Genomic DNA, 20,435 nt, shown 5'->3' with positions numbered 1-20,435 from the left:
GTATGGGCCAAAGGTGCTCGCCGCCTCAGGCCCCGGACCGGTCACTATGCCCGAGACGGGAGCGGGTCGACCGAGACGGGCGCGCCCGTGAACCGCACCAGGACCCGGTCCCCGGCCGACGGATGCAGCCGCGCGCCGTGCTGCACGACGAGCGACGCTCCGTCGTCCAGGCGCACCCTCGTGCGCCGGAGCGAGCCGTGGAAGCTCGACGAGAGCACGACCCCCGGTGCCCCCGCAGCGCCGAATTCGAGGTCTTCCGGCCGCACGGAGACGGACACAGCGCCATCCGCCTGCGAGGGGTCGAGCAGCGGCAGAGAGGCACCGTGAACCCGCGCGAACCCGTGGCGCACCACGCCGACCAGTCGATTGCTGAGCCCCACGAACTCCGCGATGAATGACGAGGCCGGCCGGGTATAGAGCTCTTCCGGTGCTCCGACCTGCTCGATGGAACCCGCCCGCATCACGGCGACGCGGTCGGCCACGGCGAGCGCCTCGTCCTGGTCGTGCGTGACGAACAGGGTCGTGATGCCCAGTTCGGTCTGGATGCGCCGGATCTCCTCGCGCAGCACCACCCGAACCTGGGCGTCAAGGGCCGACAACGGCTCGTCGAGCAGGAGCACCCGAGGCTCGGTGACGAGGGCGCGCGCCAGCGCCACGCGTTGCTGCTGACCGCCGGAGAGCTGGTGCGCGAAGCGGTCGTAGTGGGCGTCGAGCCCGACCAGGGCGAGGGCCACGGCCGCGCGGGCGCGCCGTTCCTCGCCACGGACCTTCCGCATGCGCAGGCCGAACTCGACGTTCTCACCCGCGCTGAGGTGCGGGAACAGCGAGTAGGACTGGAACACCATGCCCAGGTCGCGCCGGCTCGTCGGCAGTGTCGACACGTCGGCTCCGTCGATCAGGATGCTTCCGGCATCCGTGGATTCGAGCCCGGCCAATACCCGCAGCGCGGTGGTCTTGCCGCTGCCGCTCGGGCCGAGCAGGGCGACGAACTCGCCCGCGTGCAGGGTGAGATCGAAGCCATCCAGGGCACGATGGCCGGTGAAGTCCTTCACCACGCCCGCGAAGCGCACCGAGGCTCCCGCCGGGGCGTTCGCCGCCGGACGGTCCCGGTTCTCATTCTGGGTCCGAAGCTGGTTCTGGTTCATAGCTGACCTCCGGTGGTGGGCCGTGGCCGACTGCCGGTGCGAACCGTGCCGAGACGCCCGATGACGAGCAAGAGCAGGAATGCGAAGGTGAGTGCGAGCAGAGACAGGATGACGGCCGTGTAGGGGTCAGCCTTGCTCACGACAACGAGCGCAGTCTGCAGGGTGATGCGGTTGAGCAGGGAGGCGATCGTGAATTCGCCGAGCACGACTGCGACCGAGATGAACGCGCCGGCGAGGATGCCGCGGCGCAGGTTCGGAATCAGTACCCGCACGAGCACGCTCACCCAGCCCGCGCCGAGCGTGCGGGCCGCCTCACTGAGCGTGCGCACGTCGACGCCGTCGAGGTTCGTCTGGATGGCCCGGTAGGCGAACGGGAGCACCGTGATGCCGTAGGCGAAGGCGAGGGTCCACACACCGCTGCCCAGCAGGCGGCCGAGCACCGAGTACACCGGGGCCAGGCCGACCACAAGGACGATGGCCGGGATGCTGATGGGCAGAATGCAGACGAACTCCATCACGCGGCGCAGGCGGGGAAACCGCAGGTGCACCAGCAGCAGGGTCGGCACCAGCAGCAGGAGAACGATCGAAACGGTGCCCACGGCCAGCCCGACCGAGTTCCCGAGCGCGACGAGCACCGAACGGTACGGGCCGGCGAAGCCACCCTGGAACAGGGCCGTCCAACGGGAGAGGTCGTGGCCGCCGGCGAGGCCGCGGCGCAGGGTGAACTCGACCATGGCCACGATGGGGATGGCGAAGAGGAGGCCGATGCTGCCGAGGATGAGGCCGCGCGCCAGCCGGGTGGGGGTGTGCGCCACCGCCTTCATCGCTGCCACCGCGCCGCCCGTGCCTGCAAGGCCGAGTAGCCGGACATGACGACGAACATCACCAGGATCATGCCGAGCGCCAACGCCCCGGCGAGATTCTCCCGGCCGAGCAGGGTTTCACTGGTCAGGGCCGAGCGGATCTGCAGCGGAACGATCTGCGATCCCTGGCTGGTGAGCGCGGCGGCGGTCGCATAGGAGGAGAACGCGTTGGCGAAGAGCAGCAGCAGGCTGCCGAGAAACGAGGGCGCCAGCACCGGGAACGCGATCCGGAACCAGTAGGTGGATCGGTTGCCGCCGAGGGTTGCGTTGGCCTCGGCCCAGTGCGGGTTGAGCGCCTGCAGGGCGGGCAGGAAGGTGATGATCATCAGGGGAACTTGAAAGTAGATGTAGGGCAGCACGAGGCCGGGAAGTTCGTAGAGCCATACCCCGTCGGCGAAGATGTCGACACCGAAGGTGTCGCGCAGGATCACGGTGACCAGACCCTGGATGCCGATGGTCGCCACGAACGCGAAGGCCAGCATGACGCCGCCGAACTGGGCGAGCACGCCGCTGAGGGAGTCCACGACGGCGCGGAGGGGGCCGTTCTCGCGCGCGCCGAGCAAGCCGTAGCAGGCAAGGGCACCGACGACCGCACCCACAACGGCGGTGACTGCCGACAGTCCGAATGACGCGGCGAAGGCGTCTCTCACGACCGGGGTGCCCAGCGCGGCCACAGTCTCGAGAGTGAACACCCCGGACTCGTCGACGAAGCCGCTTCCGACGGCGATCAGGGTAGGAACAAGCAGGAAGAGCACCACATATGCCGCGAACGGCAGCAGCCCGAAGGCTGCCGCCGTGCCGCGCCGGCTACCGGACAGCTGCGGCCCACTTGGCGGCGAGGAGCGCGGCTCCCGCGGCGCTCTCCGCCTCGGAGGGGACGACCGTCTCGGCCGGGGCCGCCGGGAGTGCGGCGAAGAGCGCGGCGTCGATGGTGCCGGCCGCGGCCATCGCCTCGGCGCGAACGGGGCGGGCGCCGCCGGCGAGCCAGAGGTTCTGGCCCTCGTCGCTGTAGAGAAATTCCTGCCAGAGCCTGGCTGCGGCCGGGTTCGGGGCATCCTTGTTCACGGCCTGGTTGTAGTAGCCGGCATAACCGGTTCCCGGGAAGACGACGACCTCCCAGTTGCGCTCGCCGGCCAGACTGGTTCCGTAGCCCACGTTGAGGTAGTCCCAGTCGAAGACCACCGGGGTCTCACCCGACGCGATGGTCGCCGACGTCGGGTCGATCTTGACGAAGTTGCCGGCCTGGTTGAGCTCGTCGAAGAAGTCGATGCCGGCCTGGAAGTCGCCCACCTCGCTCCCGCTCTGCACGGTGGCCAGCCCGACGGCGGCGAACGCAGCCCCGGCCTGTGTCGGGTCGCCGTTGATCGCGACCTTGCCCGTGTACTCGGCGCCGAGCAGGTCACGCAGCTCGGTCGGCGCGGGAACGGCGTCGGGGTCGTAGCCGACCGCCAGGTAACCGCCGTAGTCGCCCGTGTACAGCCCGGAGGCCTCCTTGAGCGCATCCGGGATTTCGTCCCAGGCCGCCACCTGGTAGGGCGCGAAGCGATCGGTGCTGGACAGCGCCACCGCGAGGCCCAGGTCGAACACGTCGGGGGCGGTGTCCTGCCCGGCGAGGTTGTCCGCGGCCAGGATCTCCTCGGCGCTGGACGCGTCCGGCGAGGCCTCGGTGATGGTGATTTCCGGGTACTTCTCGGAAAATGCGTCAAGCACGGCGCCGTAGTTGGCCCAGTCCCGCGGCAGGGCGATCACGTTCAGAGCGCCTTCGGCCCGGGCCGCGTCCTCGAGGGCGGCCAGGTCGCCGAAGGCGGAGAGGCTGGTCGCGGAGGCGGCATCGACCCCCGTGGGTCCGGAACCGGCATCCGCGGCACCGGAGCAGGCGGACAGGCTCAGGGCGAGGGCGGTGGCCGCGGCCGCGGCCAGGATGCGCGTGGTGAACAAGATTCCTCCATCGGACCCGTGGCGGCCGCCGCGCGAAAACGCGGACGTGTGGAGCCGGGTAGCCGGTCAAGGCGAGGTTAGGAGCGGCCGTCGACCGTGAGGGGGTGCGCCGCTGAACATCGGGTGAATGCCGTCTGAAGCGTGCCACTAGGGTCGGAGAGTGGTGCAGACGATCTCCCCAGCCCTTGCCCGCCGGATCGCGCTCGGCGCGCAGGGCTTCGGCCGCCCGCCGACAGTGACGCCGGGCATCCGTCAGCTGGATGCCCTGGTGAACCGGCTCGGGCTGCTGCAGATCGACTCCGTGAACGTGTTCGAGCGCAGCCACTATATGCCGGCGTTCAGCCGACTCGGCGCCTACGACAAGGCGCAGCTGGACCGACTGACCTCGGGCCGCGAATCCCGGTTCACCGAGTACTGGGCGCACGAGGCGTCGTTCCTGCCGCGCGACGCCTGGCCGCTCTTCGGCTGGCGGATGCGCGAATTCCGGGCCCGGTCGGCAACCGAGGCGTGGGCGCAGGGCAACCGGCCGATGCTCGACTGGCTGCTCGCCGAGCTTGCCGCCAACGGTCCCCTGCGCGCGAGCGCCATCGAGCACGACGCGAACCGCCGCAGCGGCCCGTGGTGGGGCTGGTCGGACGTGAAGACCGGGTTGGAGACCCTGTTCCGCTGGGGCGACGTGGCGATCTCGGGCCGGGAACGGTTCGAACGGGTCTACGGGCTGCCGGAGCAGGTGTTCCCGCGGGAGTTGCGGGAGCGAACGGTCGGCCGGGACGACGCGCACCGCGAGCTGGTGAGTCGCTCGGCGCGGGCGCACGGAATCGGTACGGGGAAGGACTTCGCCGACTACTTCCGGTTGCGCGGCCCGGCGACCCTGGCGGCCATCCACGACCTCGAGGATGCCGGCGAGCTCATCCCGGTCGAGGTGCCGGGCTGGGGTGCGGGCGGCGCACCGGGGGGCGCCTGGCTGCACCGCGACGCGCGGCTCCCCCGCCGGGTGGATGCCGCGGCCCTGCTGTCGCCGTTCGACCCGGTCGTCTGGGAACGGGCGCGCGCGTTGCGCCTGTTCGGATTCCACTACCGGATCGAGATCTACACGCCCGAACCGAAGCGGGTGTTCGGTTACTACTGCCTGCCCGTGCTGCTCGGCGACACGATCGTGGGCCGGGTCGACCTGAAGAACGACCGGCAGGCGCAGGTGCTGCGGGTGCGCGCGGCCTGGGCGGAGCCCGGCGCGCCATCGGACACGGCCGGACGCCTCGCAGCTGTTCTCAAGGAGGCCGCCGCCTGGCAGGGCCTGCCGCAGATCGAGGTGGAATCGCGCGGCAACCTCGCCGAGGCGTTGGCCGCCGAGCTGCGTTAGCGGCCGTCGAGGATGGTCAGAACTTGCGGCCCATCGTGTGCAGGCGCTCGACGCGCTCGGCGATCGGCGGGTGCGTGGCGAAGAGCTTGTCCATCACGCCGGGCTTGAGCGGGTCGGCGATCCAGAGGTGGGCCATCGAGGTATTCTGCTTCTTCATCGGGCGCCCGAAGGCCTCGAGCTTGCCGAGTGCGCTGGCCAGGGCGTCCGGATGCCGCGTGGTCAGGGCGGCCGTCGCATCCGCCAGGTATTCGCGCTGCCTCGACACCGCAAGCTGCACGATCGTGGCGATCAGGGGCGCCACGAGCATGGCGACGAGACCGACCACCATGATGACGGGGCTGCCATTGTTTTTGCTGTTCCGGCCAAAGAACGCCATTCGAAGGAAGATGTCCGAGATGAACCCGACGGCGACGACGAGGCCGAACACGACCATTGACAGGCGGATGTCGTAGTTGCGCACGTGGCCGAGCTCGTGCGCCATGACGCCCTCGAGCTCGGAGTCGGTCATGATCTCCAGCAGGCCGGTGGTGGCCGCGACGATCGCGTGTTCCGGGTCGCGCCCGGTGGCGAAGGCGTTCGGCGCCGGGTCGTTGATGACATAGATCGCGGGCATCGGCGTGCCGGTGGTGATTGAGAGGTTCTCGACGATGTTCCAGAGCCTCGGATTCTCCGATTGATTGGTGATGCGGATGCCGCCGCTCATCGCGATCGCCTGGCGACCGGCCACGAAGTACTGCACCACGGCGTACCCCGTGGCGAAGACGACCGTGAAAATCAGGATGCTGTAGTCACCGGGCGTGCTGTAGACCGCGTTGGCGAGCCAGCCGAGACCCGCGATGATGGCGATGAACAGGATGATGATGAAGACGGTGTTGCGCTTGTTGCGCGCAATAGCGCTGTACATGGCAGCCGTCCGCTAGAACTGAACGCGAGGCGGCTCCGCGATGGCGGCGGAGTCGGACACCTCGAAAAAGTCTCGCTGGGTGAACCCGAGGTTGCGGGCGATGAGGTTGTTGGGGAAGACCTGGATCTTCGTGTTCAATTCCCGAACGCCGCCGTTGAAGAACCGGCGTGAGGCCTGGATTTTGTCCTCCGTGTCGACGAGCTCGCCCTGCAACTGCAGGTAGTTCTGGCTGGCCTGCAGCTGCGGGTACGCCTCCGCTACGGCGAAGATGCTGCGCAGCGCGGTCTGCATGTGGTTCTCGGCGGCGGCGGCCTCGGCCGGACCCTGCGCGTTGAGCGACTCGGCCCGTGCCTTCGTGACGTTCTCGAAAACGGCCCGCTCGTGTGCCGCGTAGCCCTTGACCGTCTCGATCAGGTTCGGGATCAGGTCGGCCCGGCGCTTCATCTGAACGGTGATATCACTCCATGCCTCGTCCACGCGCACTTTGAGGGTGACGAGGGAGTTGTACGTGGCCCAGAGGTAAATCCCAATGATGACGACGAGTGCAACAACGATGAGGAGCGGGATGAGCCATTCCATGGCAGCTTCTCCTTGAGGTGAGGCGGGGCGGGCAAGCAGGCCGCGGCGGCGTTTTTTACGACGCACGCACCATCATAACCGCGGGCCCTGGGGCTCACATGCGCTTCCCGACACACTCCAAGAAACGCGGCGATGACCGGCCCCACGCGACCGTCAGCGGGCGGAGAGCACCGTCTGCAGCCAGCGGTAGGAGGACTTGGGGGTGCGGGTGCGGGTGCCGCTCTGGAAGTCGACGTGCACGAGGCCGAACCGTTGGGTGTAGCCGGCCGTCCATTCGAAGCTGTCCAGCAGGGACCAGACCAGGTAGCCCTGCAGGGTGACCCCGTCGGCGATCCCGCCGGGGGCCGCCGCGGCGAGCGCCGCCGTGATGTGCTCGGCCAGGTAGTCGATCCGGGCCGGATCGTGCACGGCACCCCACGTGTCGGCGGCGTCGGGGAAGCTCGCTCCCCCGGCCGTGATGCAGACGGGCGGCAGGTTCTCCGCGTAGCGGTCGCGCAGTTCGCCGAGGGCCACACCGAGGTATTCGGGCGCGATGGCCGTGCCGGCGTTGGTCACGGGGAACTCGCGAAACGGGGTGACGTGGAAGGGAAAGGCCACGGGCTTCTCCGCCGGCCCGCTGGGCGGAGGCCCGTTCGGGGTCTTCGGGGCAGCGGCGCCGGCCTTGATCCGGCTCGGCTGGGAGTAACCCAGCCCGTAGAAGTCGAGCGGCTGGTGGATGGTGCGCAGGTCGTCCGGGTCGGTTTCCAGCAGCATCCGCATCGGCACCTGGTAGGGCTCCGGCGGTTTCGGGTAGCGGCCGAGCAGCACCGCGTCGGCGTAGACGCGATTGTGCAGCACGTCGAAGAGCGCGGCGGCGACCTCGTCGGCTTCGCGGCCGCTGGCGGCTTGCACGGGCGAGTGCACGTTGGAAATCCCGATCCGGCCGCGCACATCGGCGGCGCGCAGCCCCTGCACGGCGAGTCCGTGAGCAAGCAACTGGTGGTGCGCCGCCGGCAGGGCACCGAAGAGCCGGGCCTCCCCCGGGGCATCCGTTCCGAGGGCGTAGCCGTTGAGGGTCACCGTCGCGGGGTCGTTCAGGGTCAGCCAGGAGTCGATCCGGTCCCCGAACACCTCGCCGACCTGGTGGGCGTAGTCGCCGAACCGCATCGCGGTGTCTCGGTTCAGCCAGCCGCCGCGCAACCGCACCGGGGTGTCCCAGTGGAACAGGGTCGCCATCGGGCTGATCCCCGCGACCAGGAGCCCGTCGAGCAGCCGGTCGTAGAAGGCCAGGCCGGCCCGGCTGAGCGAGCCGCGGCCATCGGGCTGCAGCCGGGACCAGGCCAGGGAGAACCGATAGACGTCGACGCCCAGTTCGCGGAGCAGCGTGACGTCCTCGTCGAGCCGATTGAAGTGATCGGTCGAAACGGATGCGTTGGAGCCGTCACGGATGCGCCCGGCGGTGGCCGTGAACGGGTCCCAGCTCGACTCCCCGCGACCGCCGTCCCGGGCGCCACCCTCGATTTGGAACGCGGAGGTTGCCACGCCCAGGGTGAAGCCGTCGGGCAGCCGGTCGCCCAGTTCCCCCGCCCGGTGTTCCCAGGCGCGGGCGGCGGGGGTGTTGCTGTTGCTCATCGACCCAAAACTCTTTCCAGATAGCTGTTGCTGAAGCGGCGCTCCGGGTCAAGCCTGTCACGCACCGAAAGGAAGTCGTCGAAGTGCGGATAGTCGGTGCGGAGGGACGCCGCGTCCTGGTCGTGCATCTTGCCCCAGTGCGGACGCCCGCCGTGCGCGCGCATGATGGCCTCGACCGCCTGGAAATACGCCGCCGGGTCCTCCCGGTAGTACCGGTGCACGGCGATGTAGCCGGTCTCTCGGCCCGCGGCGGTGGACAGCCAGACGTCGTCGGCGGCGGCCGAGCGCACCTCGATCGGGAACGAGATGCGCCAACCCCGCGCCTCGATCAGCGCCCGCACCTCCCGCAGCGCGGCCGGTACCCGGACGCGCGGCACGGCATATTCCATTTCTTGAAAACGCACCGTGCGGTTCGTCAGGAACACGTGGTGCGAGACATCCGTGAATTCGCGTCTCCCGGTCAAGCGGGCGGCGAGTCGGTTGAATCCGGGGACTGTCGCCGGCGCCACGGCGCCCAGGGCGCAAATGCCGCGGTAGACCCCGTTCGCGAGCAGTTCGTCGTCGACGAAGCGGGCGACCTTGCCGAGCGGCGACCGGCCGGACTCCAGGGGCAGCCGGGTGTTGGTCTTGGTCAGGGCGGTCTCGGTGTGCGGGAACCAGAAGAACTCGTAGTGATCGCTGTGGTCGGTCCGGTCGAGGTAGTGCTCCAGGACCTCCGCGAGCGGCTCGGCCGCCTCCACCGCGTGCAGCAGGAACGCGGGCACGCACTGCAGGGTCACGTCCACCACGATTCCGAGCGCGCCGAGACCGAGCCGGGTCGCGGGCAGCAGCTCCGGGTTCTCCGTGGCGCTCACGCGCAGCAGGCTGCCGTCACCGACTACCAGGGTCAGCGCCACGATCTGGGTGGCCAGACCGCCGTACCGGCCGCCCGTGCCGTGCGTCCCGGTGGACGTGGCGCCGGAAATCGTCTGCCGGTCCACGTCGCCCAGGTTCGGCAGGGCCAGACCGTAGGGCCGCAGCAGCCGGGGCAGTTCGAACAGTCGGGTGCCCGCGGCCAGAGTGACCTGCCCGGCCACGGTGTCCACACCGATCAGCCCGGCGAGGTCAAACAGGTCAAGCTGCACCCCGGGCGCGAGCGCGATGCCCGAGAAGCTGTGCCCGGAGCCCACGGCCTTGACCCGAAGGCCCACCGCCCCGGCCGCCACCACGGCGCGCTGCACGGCGGCGACGCTCGACGGCCGCTCCACGCGCACCGGAGTCACCGCCTGGTTCCGGGCCCAGTTGCGCCACACCGCTCCGCTCGCACTCACAGAAAGGCCTTCCCCTCACCCCGGTAGGTCGGCAGGATGTCGACCACCTTTCCATTCTCGACCAGCGCGAACTCGTTCACGTGCTCGCTCAACTCCCCCGACTTGGTGTGCCGCGCCCAGACGCGGTCACCGACGCGGAGCCGGGCCGCACCCACACCGGTGAGCGGGGTCTGCACCTCACCGGCCATCTCCCGCGGCACCAGACCGAGGCCCTCCGGCCAGACCACGCGGGGCAGCCGGTCGGCCCCGGGCACGCCGGACGCGATCCAGCCGCCGCCGAGCAGCACGGCCGTGGCGGGGCGGGGCTTCCGCACCACCGTGAGGGCGACCGCGGCCGCAGGCGCGGGCCGGAAGCTCGCGAAATTGTCGAAGAGGTGGCCGCCGAAGAAGCCGCTGCCGACGGCAATGTCGGTGACGGACGCGTCGGCGCGCGTGCTCTCGACCGAGCCGGTTCCGCCCCCGTTCACGAACTCGAGGGGCGCGACCTCCCGCACCGCGGCGACGGCCGCGCTGCGCCGCTCCCTGAGCTCGCCAATGGACCGGCGCCGCACCCAGCGGGTGACCAGGCCCCGGATCGGTTTCCCGGCCGACCTGTCGCCGATCCCCGCCACCTGCGCCTCATAGGACATCACGCCGACGAGAACGAAGCCGGGGCGGGCGACGATGTCCTCAGCGAGCCGGCGGGCCTCGCCGGGGGTGTGCACGGGTGAACGCCAGACGCCCAGGTGGCCGAGCACGGGGGCGTCCCAGGCCGCGTCGAGTTCAAGGCAGACCCGGATCGGGGTCCGTCTGCCGGGCGGAAGCACGGCATCGATGAAGTCGAGGTGCGCGATCGAGTCGACCATCAGGGTGACCGCCCCGGCCAGCTCGGGCGAGCGGCCCAACGTGCGGATCGCGGACCGGTCGGCCGTGGGGTAGCCGACGACGACATCCGTCACCGTCTCAGCCAGCCAGAGCGCCTCCGCCAGGGTGTAGGCCAGCACACCCCGATAGCCGGGCATGGCCAGGATGGCCTCAAGCACGCCGCGCACCCGAATCGACTTCGACGCGACCCGGAGGGAGGTGCCGGCCGCGCGGTCCAGCAGGTCGTGCGCGTTGTGGCGCAGGGCACCCAGGTGCAGGGCGGCGACGGGGGCGTCCAGGTGCGCCGTCGCGGCCGTGAGCTCAGGCCAGAACAGCCCCGGCGTCTGCCACGACCGGCCCGTGGGGCGGGGGGAGAGGTCGAGCATCAGCGCACCGCCTTCAGTAGCCGGGACCGAGGATACCCGGCGCGGTGACCCAGCCACAGCCGCCCCGTGCTCTTGCGCGGGGAAGCAGCAGCACGGATGTTCCAGCGCCAGTATGCCCTATGGCCCCCGCCGATCACGAATGGGTGTCGTCGCCGTCTAATTGGGTGTCGCACGTTGACTTTCGCGGCGCTGGCCCGTGAAATGGTCACAGGGGGAATCATGTTCGGGACACGTATGGCCGGTTCGGGCGGAACGCCCGGGCGTCGTCGTCGACGGTGGATGCCCGGCCCCCTGCCTCTGTTCGTCGCCCTGGTCGGCCTGCTTCTCCTCGGCGTACCGGGCGCGGCGTTCGCCGAACCGGCTGCCGCAGCCACGCCGACTCCCACGCCGACTCCCACAAGCGAGCGGGACGCCACGGAGGCGCCGGCGAACGCGCCGGCCATCGTCGGCCCACCGCCGGGCAGTTTCGTGGGCAGCGGAACCACCACCGTCTCCGGCACGGGCGAAGCCGGCCGGGAGATCCAGTTGCTCTCCCCCGTCGACGGTCAGGACCCGCTCTGCTTCGCCGTGGTCGACGGAGCCGGCCAGTGGAGTTGCGCCGCGGTTTCCCTGCCGAGCGGGCCATCCGTGCCGCTTCGCGTCGTCGTCACCGGAGCCGCCGACCTGACCGACGAGCACACGATCGCCGTGTTGTCCGCCCCCCGGGTGACGGGCGGTCCCACCGGTGGGAGCCTGACCAACGGCACGGTGCGCGGCACCGGCTATCCGGGGGCCTCCGTCGTCGTCACGGTGAGCGACGGCCCGCGCTGCACGGCCACCGCCGACGCCTCCGGCAACTGGTCGTGCACGTTCGCCGACGGCCTCGCCGGCGGGCAGGCCGAGGTCTCGGCCAGCCAGCAGACGAGCTACAGCAATCCCTCATGGTCCAATTCGAGCGCACCGGTCGACCTCGTCTTCGACCTCGACCGTCCGGGGCCGCCCACGCTGACCACGCCGGTGAGCGGCGCCCAGCTGCCGCTCACCGACGCCGGGTACACGGGAACCGGTGAAGAGGGTGCGACCGTGACCGTCTTCGCCGGGTCATATTCGGTCTGCAGCGCCGTCGTGGCATCCGGGTCGTGGAGTTGCTCGGCGGGCGGAGTCGCTGCCGGTACCTTCCGGGTGATCGCGGTGCAACTCGACCTGGCAGGCAACCTCGGCCCGGGCAGCCCCGGGGTGGACGTGCGCTACGGCGTCCCCACCCCTGCCCCCTCCGGCTCGACCGGCCCCGAGGCGACCGCCCCGTCCGCCGACGCCCCCGCCGCCCCACCGCCGGCCGAGGAGTCCGCACCGGCGGAAGCCCCGCCCGGCCCTGCAGCCCCGGCCTCGCCGGCACCGCAGGCGGACCGTCCGGCCGTGGCCCTGGCCACACCGCTGCCGGGCGGCTGGAACGACCCCACCCGGTTCGCCACGGCCGTGCTGCCACCGTGGTCGACCCCCGACCTCTCCTGGTTCCAGGCGGCGTTGCTGGCGCTCGGCGCCCTCCTGCTGTTATGCATCCCCGCGCGCCTCCTCGCCGGGACCGTGTTCCGGGCCACGGACGGCCGCCCACTCTGGCAGAGCATGCCGATCGCGGGCCGCAACCGGTCCCGCGAGGAATTCGAGACCGTTCCCGAACTACCTCTGAACCGGTGGCTGGTGGCCGGCGCCGCCGTGCTGGCCGCGGCCACCCTCGTCATGCTGTCCGGACCGGTCACCAGCCAGCCAGCCTACCTGCGGCTGCTCCTCGCCGTGGCGCTGGCCCTCCTCATCGTCAACGCGGTCGGAGCGCTCGTTCCGCTCTGGTGGAGCTCCCGCGTGTGGCGGACGAAGGCGTCCGTGACCTTCCTGCCCCGTTACCTGCTACTGGTCGCCCTGACCGCGTTGGCCTCCCGGGCTTTCGACGTTCACCCGGCGCTCGTCTTCGGGCTGCTCGGCAGCGTCACCGTGGCCCCCGAGGTGCTGACGCCGAGGCGCGGCCCACTCGCCGCCGTTCGGGCCGGCAGCCTGATCGGGCTGGCCGTGGTCGGCTGGCTGACGCTGGGCCTGCTGCCGGCCGCGGACGGCTTCCTCAGCGCGCTGGCGGCCGAGATCATCAACAGTGTGGTGCTGGCCGCGATCGGTTCGGCAGCGCTGGTGCTGATCCCGATCGGACGCACCAGCGGACGGAGCATCCTCGCCTGGTCACCGCCGATCTGGGCGTGCCTGACCGTGCTCGCCTTCACGATCATGTTCGGAGTGCTGTCCCCGGCGGTGGAACTCTGGCACGAAGGTGGCAGCCTTAGCCTGTGGTGGGTGGCAGGCACTCTGTTCGCCGCCGTCAGCATCGGGGCCTGGGCCTGGCAGCGGTTCGTCACGCCCACCCGAGTCTGAGCCTCGGCCACCTCGATGATTCCGCCGAGAGGGCGCGGGATCAGGCCCGCCGAGAAGTCGCACGGCCGGTCAGGCCCGACGGATCAGGCCGGCCTGCCGGCCGGCCGCGACGGCCGCCGTGCGTGAGGACACCCCGAGCTTCGGGTAGATGTGTGGCTGCCGGCTGCTCATGGTGGCGCTGCTGTTCGGCGTCTCGGCGCTGGCCGTCGGCGCATTCTTCACGGTCTGGAGCATTTAGAGGCACGCCCGCCTGCTCGCCGTGACGTCCACCCTGGTCGACGGCACCCTGACGACGAGCCGCCACAGCGTCACAGCGTCACGGCGCGTCCGCGGCGCACGCTATCGTCGAGAGCGTGCGCCTCGGAGTCCTTGATGTCGGTTCGAACACCGTCCACCTGCTGGTCGTCGACGCGCACGCAGGCGCCCAACCGGTGCCGATGGCCTCCGACAAGGCCGTGCTGCGCCTGATGCGCTACCTCACCCCCGAGGGCGCCATCACCGACGAGGGGTGCACCGCCGTGCTCGAGTCGGTGCGGAACGCGGCCGAGGTGGCCCGCCACCACCACGTCGACGACCTCCTGCCGTTCGCCACCTCCGCACTGCGTGAGGCCGTGAACGGGCCCGAACTGCTCGCCCGGGTCGAACGGGAAACCGGGGTCGCCCTGCAGGTCCTGTCCGGCGAGGACGAGGCCCGACTGACGTTCCTGGCCGTGCGGCGCTGGTACGGCTGGTCCGCCAGGGACATCCTGCTCTTCGACATCGGGGGCGGCTCCCTGGAGATCGCCGCCGGCGCGAACGAGGTGCCCGCGGTCGCGCTGTCGCTGCCGCTGGGTGCCGGCCGTTCCACCATCGGCTTCCTGCACAACGACCCGCCGCTGCCCGCGCAGGTCTCCGCCCTCCGCGAGCACGCCGCCGCCGTGCTCGCGGAAGCCCTGGTGGCGTTCGAGGGGCTCCCGGCGCCGCACCACGTCGTCGGTTCGTCCAAGACCATCCGCTCCCTGGCGAAACTGGCCGGCTCCACCACGGACGGTTTCGGGTCGGGCGAGCGGATGCAGCTGAGCCGCTCGCAGCTGAGCGACTGGGTCCCCCGACTGGCTCGGATCCCGGCTGAGGCGCGCCCGGCGCTGCCCGGCATCACCGCCGACCGCACCTTCCAGATCGTGGCCGGTGGCATTGTGCTCCACGCGGCGATGGCCGCGTTCGGGGTGACCGAGCTGGAAGTGTCGCCGTGGGCGCTCCGCGAGGGCATCATCCTGAGGTATCTGGACCACCTGGAGTAGCTGCCCCTGACCCATTCGACGGAGATTCTGCCGAGAATGGCGCGAAACGGGCTCCGAGGCCAAAATCTCCGTCGAATTGGTTCCGCACTCGGCCGTCTGAGCTCCAACCGGGTGGCGCCGAGGGAGCGCTCTGGTCGGCGCGGCGCCTTCGCCGTGGTGATCACTTCCAGAAGAAGAAGCGGCTGATGTCCCACGTTGCGTGCAGAATGCCCCTGACACCGTTCTCACGTCGGGGAATGGCACGTGGCAGGAGGAATCGGCCGATTCACTCGCAGAGGGTAGCGCCACGAACCGGGCCGGACAGGCTGCCGCACAGGTCGAACGACGAGGCTCGGATGCTGCCGCCCGGACGGCGGGCGTCGGGCTGTGACGCTGTGACGTACCGTGTGGTGCCCCCGCTGGGGGTCGAACCCAGACTGTGACGATTTTAAGTCGTCTGCCTCTGCCATTGGGCTACGGGGGCGCGCCCGGTGAACCGAACGCCTCAAGCGTAGGGGCTGCGGGCGTCTTCGGTTTCTCCCGGTGACGCCCGCAGACGCTATTACTTGACGGGTGCGGTCGCCGCGGCCTTCTCGGTCGTCCCTGCCGAAGCGACTTCCGCAGCCTTGTCGGCCGCGGTCTTTCGCGGGGCCCGGGGTGCGCGCGCCGTTGCCTTGGCGGCGGGACCCGTGCCGGGCGCGGCTACGGTGGCCGCTGCCTTGGCCGATGCGGCGACGGTCACCGGAGCCTTGGCCGGAGCGGCAGAATCCACGACCGGCTTGGGCCGCGAGGCAAACTCCACGAACGTGGCCCGCGGATGCTGCACCGCGGCCAGCGAGACGATGTCGCGACCGAGGAAGAAGTTGTTCATCCAGCCCCAGACGATGCGCAGCTTGCGCTCCCAGCTGGGCATGGCCAGGCCGTGGTAGCCGCGGTGGGCAAACCAGGCCGGCAGACCCGTGATGGCGATCTTGCCGGACTGGAAGACACCGGAACCGATGCCGAGGCCGGCGACGGCACCCAGGTTCTTGTGCAGGTATTCCTTGGGAGTCTCGCCGCGCAGCACCGCGACGATGTTCTTCGCGAGGAGCTTGCCCTGGCGCACCGCGTGCTGAGCGTTGGGCACGCAGAAGCCGCCCACGCCCCCGCCGCTCAGGTCGGGGACGGCGGTGATATCGCCGGCGCCCCAAGCGTCGGCGATGATCTCGTCTTCGGTTCCGACGCGCAGGTCGGGGCGCACCTGCAGGCGTCCACGATCTTCGATCGGCAGGTCGGTGTGGCGCACGATGGCCGGGTTAGCCATGACTCCGGCTGTCCAGACAATCAGATCGGTCTCGAAGCTCTCGCCGGTGGACAGTTCGACCTTGCCGTCGACCGAGCTGGTCAGCTGCGTGTTCAGGTGGATTTGCGCGCCGCGTTCGTCGAGGTGCTTGATGACCCAGAGGCTGGTCGGTAGCGAGACCTCGGGCATGATGCGCCCCATCGCCTCGATCAGGTGGAAATGGGTGTCGTCGAACCCGATCTGCGGGTAGGACTTCAGCAGCGATGACGCGAAGGAACGCAGCTCTGCGAACACCTCGATGCCGGCGAAGCCCCCGCCGATGACGACGAAGGTGAGCAGGCGGTCGCGCTCGGGGCCGGCCGGAAGTTGGGCAGCCTTGTCGAAGTTGGTGAGCACGCGGTCACGGATGGCGACGGCTTCCTCAATGGTCTTCAGACCGATGGCCTGGTCCGCGACGCCCGGGATCGGGAACGTGCGCGACACGGCGCCGGCTGTCACCGCGACGACGTCATAGACGAATTCGTAGGGCTCGCCACTGGGCGGGGTGATGGTCGCGGTTTTCGTGGCGTGGTCGATGTGGGTGACCTTGGCCGTCACGACGTTGGTCTTCTTGAGGTGACGACGGTGCGCGACTGCGGCGTGGCGCCCCTCGATAGATCCGGCTGCGACCTCCGGCAGGAACGGCTGGTAGGTCATATACGGCAGAGGGTCGACCATGGTGACCTCGGCCTCGCCGGCGCGAAGCCATTTCTCCAGCTTCCACGCGGTGTAGAACCCGGCGTAGCCGCCACCGACAATAAGAATTTTGGGCACTATGAAAGTCCTCCTACATGATTTGGCTGCACGAAAACTTACCGTTTTGACCGGATTCGCTTGATGTGCCGAGTGGCCCCGGTGCCGAGCAGCGTTAACAGAGTACCAAACCCGACCAGGACGAGGAGCGGCACCGTGACATACCTCAGCGTGAGCGGGCTGGGCAACCATGCCGCGACGACGCTGGGGGCAGGCAACGCCGGGTCTTCCTTCGGCGCGACCGGCACCTGCGTGGCGGTCTGCGGCGTGGGCTCGACCTCGGTGTCCGCCCGCCGGTGTACCCGGATCCACTCCTCCAGCAGGGCGGCCGGTTCCGGGCTCGTGGATGCCGGCACGACCGCAGTGACCGCCGCCGCGGCATCGATCAGACCGTTGCCGTAGATCGGGCTGGGCACGACCCGCCCGTTCGGGTCGGCAGTTTCGATGACCCGGTTCATCACCTCCGCAGCATCGAGACGGGGATAGGCGGCGCGCACCAGGGCGACCAGGCCCGACACGATGGGCGCGGCCGCGCTGGTGCCGTTCCACTGCACGTAGCCGCCGCCCGGAACGACGCCCACGAGTTGCTCGCTGGGCGCGGCCACCGAGATCGTGATGCCCTGCGAGGACGCGTCGAAGCTGGCGCCCTTGTTGCGGTCGACACCGGCGACCGTCAGCACCCCAGGGATGGTGGCCGGGGCTCCGACCTCGGTGGTGCCGCTGCCTCGGTTCCCGGCGGCGGCCACGACCACGACGTCGTTCTCGAACGCGTAGAGGAAGGCGTCGTCCCAGCTCGGCGGCCAGTCCAAGGTGTTGCGGGTGAGGGACATATTAATGACGTCCGCGCCGTTGTCGACGGCCCAGCGGATGCCCTCGGCGATCTGGTCGTCGTTGCTGAGGGTGGCGTCGCTGGTGCCGAAGGCCACCGAGACGGCCAGGATCGACGCCTCGGGAGCCACTCCCAGCACGCCGGACCCCTCACCCGTGCCGCGGCCGGCCAGCAGGGATGCCACCAGAGTTCCGTGCTCGCTGCCTTCTCCGACGGGCGTCTGCCCGTTGGCGGAGCCGAGCCCGGAGACATCCGTTCCGCCGACGACCGCACCGGTGAGGTCGGCGACGCCGGCGACTCCCGTGTCGATGACGGCCACCGTCACACCCGCACCACGGGTCGTATTCCAGGCCTGGGTGAATCCGTAGTCGTTGAGCCAGTACTCAAGGTCACGCACCTGCGTGTTCTCCGCGAAGGCCGGCGCGGTCGGTGCAACGAAAGCCCCGCCCAGCGCCATGGTCAGGCCCAGGGCGACGCCCGCGCCGATCCGACGCCAGGCGGAGCGGGTCACTCGTCGGCCGTGGTGTAGTCGAGGCACTCGCAGACGGCGGGCGTCCAGGCTGCCCGGGCGAGGGCCAGATCACCGATCGGGTTCACTCCGGGACCTGCGGCCAGAGAGTGCGCGGCCAGCGCGTGCAGGCATTTCACGCGTTCGGGCATGCCGCCGGAGGAGATGCCGACGATTTCCGGAACCGTGCCCAGGATCTCCCGGTCGGCGAGGAAACCCTCATGCGCACGCCGGTAGCGGGCACGCACCTGCTCGTCGTCGGCCAGCAACTGGTTGTACTCGTTCATCACCTGGGTGGCCTCAAGGAACGACAGCGCGGCGGTCGCCGCGGGGTGCGTCAGGTAATACAACGTGGGGAAGGGGGTGCCGTCGGCAAGGCGCGGCGCCGTCGCCACCACGGTCGGGGCGCCGCAAACGCAGCGCGCGGCGATGCCCACGACGTTGCGGGCCGGGCGTCCCAGCTGAGCCGAGACGATAGTGATGTCGTCCTCGGTGACCGAAGCGAAGGGAGGCCGGGTCATTTCGCGGCCTCGGGAGCCAGACCGGCCGTCATTACGGAGGCGAACATGGAGGAGAGCCAATCGACGTTGGTGGTTTGGATGGTGGGGGTGGCGACCGGTGCGGCCGCGTCACCCGCGACGGGCAGGGCCAGATCGTTGATCACGAGGAAGCTCACGTCGCCGGGAAGCACATAGGACAGTCGGTCCCTGGCCTGCGTGGTGACGTAGGTGCGGTCGTTCCAGCGTTCTCGCTCGCTCTTCAACTCTTCCACCGCGCCCTGCTGGGCCTCGACCGCCGCCGTGAGCGATTCGATCTGCTGGCGCTGGTCGGCGTAGGTGCGGATGCCGGGCGCCAGGACGATCACGGCCATGATCAGGAGGCCCATCATCACCAGAGAAAACCCGGACAGGCGCAGGCCGCGCAGCCAGCGCGCGGCCGCGGTCTCGGTCGGGGGCAGCGCGACGGGCTGTTCTTCGGCGCGTTTCCTGGCCACGGCAACTCCCTTCGTGAATCGCTGGTCGCGGTTGTCCCGCACTGGAACCCTAACCGCAATCGGACAAAAAAATGGAGCTCCCGAAGCCGCGGGGATGAACCCGCGCTCCGAGAGCTCCAGTCGAACTATGCCGTGAAGCGAGGGAAGGCAGAGCGGCCCGCGTACACGGCGGCCTCGCCCAGCTCTTCCTCGATGCGGAGCAGCTGGTTGTACTTGGCGACGCGCTCGCTGCGGGCGGGTGCTCCGGTCTTAATCTGGCCGGCATCCGTCGCAACCGCGAGGTCGGCGATGAAGGTGTCCTCGGTCTCACCGGAGCGGTGCGAGATGACGGCGGTGTATCCGGCGCGCTGCGCGAGGGACACCGCGTCAAGCGTCTCGGTCAGGGTGCCGATCTGGTTGACCTTGACCAGGATGGAGTTCGCGGTGCCGAGGGCCAGGCCCTTGGCAAGGCGCACCGGGTTGGTCACGAAGAGGTCGTCGCCGACGATCTGGACCTTGTCTCCGAGCTCGGCGGTGAGGTGAACGTAGCCGTCCCAGTCGTCTTCCTCGAGCGGGTCTTCGATCGAGACGAGCGGGTAGGTGGCAACGAGCTCGACGTAGTACGCAGACAGCTCCAGGGCGGTGAGTTCCTTGCCCTCGAAGTGGTAGACGCCGTCCTTGTAGAACTCGGAGGCGGCGCAGTCGAGCGCCAGACCGATGTCCTTGCCGGGCGTGTAGCCGGCGTTCTGAATGGCTTCGACGATGAGGTCGAGAGCGGCACGGTTGCTCGGCAGGTTGGGGGCGAAGCCACCCTCGTCGCCGAGGCCGGTGGAGAGGCCCTTGGACTTGAGCAGCGCCTTGAGGGCGTGGTAGGTCTCGGTGCCCCAGCGGAGGCCCTCGGCGAAGGACTCGGCGCCGAGTGGGACGACCATGAATTCCTGAATGTCCACGTCGTTGTCGGCGTGGGAGCCTCCGTTGATGATGTTCATCATCGGGACCGGAAGGGTGTGTGCGTTCGGGCCACCGAGGTAGCGGAACAGCGGCAGGCCGGCCGAGGTTGCGGCGGCCTTGGCGACGGCCAGGCTGACGCCGAGGATAGCGTTGGCGCCGACGCGGTGCTTGTTGTCGGTTCCGTCGGTCTCGTTCAGGACGGCGTCGATGATGCGCTGGTCAGCGGCGTCGAGGTCTTCGACTGCCGGGCCGAGCTCGTCGATGACGGCGTCAACGGCCTTGCGGACGCCCTTGCCCAAATAACGTGACTTGTCGCCGTCGTGCAGCTCGTAAGCCTCGAACGCACCGGTGGATGCGCCGGACGGAACGGCGGCACGGCTGACCGAACCGTCATCAAGCAATACCTCGACCTCAACGGTCGGGTTGCCTCTGGAGTCAAGAATCTCGCGCGCTACTACTGCCTCAATGAGAGCCACAGCTATCTCCTGTTTCCTATATTTTTTAATTGTTG

General features: G+C 69.7%; 18 protein-coding genes and 1 tRNA gene. 3 read left to right on the top strand and 16 right to left on the bottom strand.

The genetic code is table 11. The annotated features are described in order from the left end of the window. Positions 1-44: 44 nt before the first annotated feature. From E3O22_RS02105 to E3O22_RS02090, 4 genes are read right to left on the bottom strand one after another with little or no spacing between them, the layout of a single operon-like run. Positions 45-1,145, bottom strand: coding sequence for an ABC transporter ATP-binding protein (locus E3O22_RS02105; protein ID WP_134393806.1), 1,101 nt, complete (start codon positions 1,143-1,145; stop codon positions 45-47). Continuing rightward, positions 1,142-1,969, bottom strand: a complete 828-nt coding sequence (locus tag E3O22_RS02100) for an ABC transporter permease (RefSeq protein WP_134393862.1) — start codon at positions 1,967-1,969, stop codon at positions 1,142-1,144. The genes E3O22_RS02105 and E3O22_RS02100 overlap by 4 nt, the downstream gene beginning before the upstream one ends. Further along, entirely contained in the window at positions 1,966-2,763 is a 798-nt protein-coding gene (locus E3O22_RS02095) for an ABC transporter permease (protein WP_370448466.1), read from the bottom strand. The genes E3O22_RS02100 and E3O22_RS02095 overlap by 4 nt, the downstream gene beginning before the upstream one ends. 52 nt (positions 2,764-2,815) lie before the next feature. After that, positions 2,816-3,946 carry an ABC transporter substrate-binding protein gene (locus E3O22_RS02090; protein WP_134393807.1) on the bottom strand — a complete coding sequence of 377 codons (1,131 nt, stop codon included), beginning with the start codon at positions 3,944-3,946 and terminating at the stop codon, positions 2,816-2,818. A gap of 160 nt (positions 3,947-4,106) precedes the next feature. On the opposite strand from E3O22_RS02090, the gene E3O22_RS02085 reads away from it, so the two are divergent. Beyond that, the gene (locus E3O22_RS02085; RefSeq protein ID WP_134393808.1) at positions 4,107-5,306 is read left to right on the top strand and encodes a winged helix-turn-helix domain-containing protein; all 1,200 of its coding nucleotides are present in this window, start codon (positions 4,107-4,109) and stop codon (positions 5,304-5,306) included. Between the two features lie 16 nt (positions 5,307-5,322). On the opposite strand, the gene E3O22_RS02080 is transcribed toward E3O22_RS02085, so the two are convergent. The 5 genes from E3O22_RS02080 to E3O22_RS02060 form a co-directional block, all read right to left on the bottom strand. Beyond that, the gene (locus tag E3O22_RS02080; protein WP_104100843.1) at positions 5,323-6,210 is read right to left on the bottom strand and encodes a M48 family metallopeptidase; all 888 of its coding nucleotides are present in this window, start codon (positions 6,208-6,210) and stop codon (positions 5,323-5,325) included. A gap of 12 nt (positions 6,211-6,222) precedes the next feature. Continuing rightward, the gene (locus tag E3O22_RS02075) at positions 6,223-6,789 is read right to left on the bottom strand and encodes a LemA family protein (protein WP_134393809.1); all 567 of its coding nucleotides are present in this window, start codon (positions 6,787-6,789) and stop codon (positions 6,223-6,225) included. Between the two features lie 153 nt (positions 6,790-6,942). Continuing rightward, the gene (locus E3O22_RS02070; RefSeq protein ID WP_134393810.1) at positions 6,943-8,400 is read right to left on the bottom strand and encodes a glycoside hydrolase family 1 protein; all 1,458 of its coding nucleotides are present in this window, start codon (positions 8,398-8,400) and stop codon (positions 6,943-6,945) included. Next, entirely contained in the window at positions 8,397-9,710 is a 1,314-nt protein-coding gene (locus tag E3O22_RS02065) for a D-arabinono-1,4-lactone oxidase (protein WP_134393811.1), read from the bottom strand. Before E3O22_RS02065 ends, E3O22_RS02070 begins: the two co-directional genes overlap by 4 nt. Further along, on the bottom strand, positions 9,707-10,939 hold the full coding sequence (locus tag E3O22_RS02060; RefSeq protein ID WP_134393812.1) for an alanine racemase: 1,233 nt from the start codon (positions 10,937-10,939) through the stop codon (positions 9,707-9,709). Before E3O22_RS02060 ends, E3O22_RS02065 begins: the two co-directional genes overlap by 4 nt. A gap of 219 nt (positions 10,940-11,158) precedes the next feature. Here E3O22_RS02060 and E3O22_RS02055 point away from each other — a divergent pair, with 219 nt between their 5' ends. Continuing rightward, on the top strand, positions 11,159-13,330 hold the full coding sequence (locus tag E3O22_RS02055; protein WP_166784532.1) for a hypothetical protein: 2,172 nt from the start codon (positions 11,159-11,161) through the stop codon (positions 13,328-13,330). Positions 13,331-13,399: 69 nt separating this feature from the next. Here the strand turns inward: E3O22_RS02055 and E3O22_RS15775 are convergent, their stop codons facing one another. Further along, positions 13,400-13,564: a hypothetical protein gene (locus tag E3O22_RS15775; RefSeq protein ID WP_166784531.1), complete on the bottom strand. Its 165-nt coding sequence runs from the start codon at positions 13,562-13,564 to the stop codon at positions 13,400-13,402. 119 nt (positions 13,565-13,683) lie between these two features. Here E3O22_RS15775 and E3O22_RS02050 point away from each other — a divergent pair, with 119 nt between their 5' ends. Next, positions 13,684-14,610, top strand: coding sequence for a Ppx/GppA phosphatase family protein (locus E3O22_RS02050; protein ID WP_134393814.1), 927 nt, complete (start codon positions 13,684-13,686; stop codon positions 14,608-14,610). A 387-nt stretch (positions 14,611-14,997) separates the two neighbouring features. On the opposite strand, the gene E3O22_RS02045 is transcribed toward E3O22_RS02050, so the two are convergent. The 6 genes from E3O22_RS02045 to eno form a co-directional block, all read right to left on the bottom strand. Beyond that, positions 14,998-15,073, bottom strand: a tRNA-Leu gene (locus E3O22_RS02045). Between the two features lie 78 nt (positions 15,074-15,151). Further along, complete coding sequence (locus E3O22_RS02040) at positions 15,152-16,684, bottom strand: NAD(P)/FAD-dependent oxidoreductase (protein WP_134393815.1); 1,533 nt, start codon at positions 16,682-16,684, stop codon at positions 15,152-15,154. Positions 16,685-16,722: 38 nt separating this feature from the next. Next, positions 16,723-18,003 (bottom strand): S8 family serine peptidase, encoded by a 1,281-nt coding sequence (locus E3O22_RS02035; protein ID WP_370448395.1) that lies wholly within the window; start codon positions 18,001-18,003, stop codon positions 16,723-16,725. Further along, positions 18,000-18,521, bottom strand: a complete 522-nt coding sequence (locus E3O22_RS02030; protein ID WP_134393816.1) for a DUF501 domain-containing protein — start codon at positions 18,519-18,521, stop codon at positions 18,000-18,002. Before E3O22_RS02030 ends, E3O22_RS02035 begins: the two co-directional genes overlap by 4 nt. Continuing rightward, positions 18,518-18,994 (bottom strand): septum formation initiator family protein, encoded by a 477-nt coding sequence (locus E3O22_RS02025; protein ID WP_134343481.1) that lies wholly within the window; start codon positions 18,992-18,994, stop codon positions 18,518-18,520. Before E3O22_RS02025 ends, E3O22_RS02030 begins: the two co-directional genes overlap by 4 nt. Positions 18,995-19,119: 125 nt before the next feature. Next, positions 19,120-20,400 carry a phosphopyruvate hydratase gene (eno, locus tag E3O22_RS02020; RefSeq protein ID WP_134393817.1) on the bottom strand — a complete coding sequence of 427 codons (1,281 nt, stop codon included), beginning with the start codon at positions 20,398-20,400 and terminating at the stop codon, positions 19,120-19,122. Positions 20,401-20,435: the final 35 nt, after the last annotated feature.

Origin of the sequence: Cryobacterium sp. TMT2-18-2 (assembly GCF_004402245.1) — a bacterium.
Classification (GTDB): Bacteria; Actinomycetota; Actinomycetes; order Actinomycetales; family Microbacteriaceae; genus Cryobacterium; species Cryobacterium sandaracinum.
Note: the sequence above shows the minus strand (reverse complement) of the source record. Positions and strands in the feature narration are given on the sequence as shown.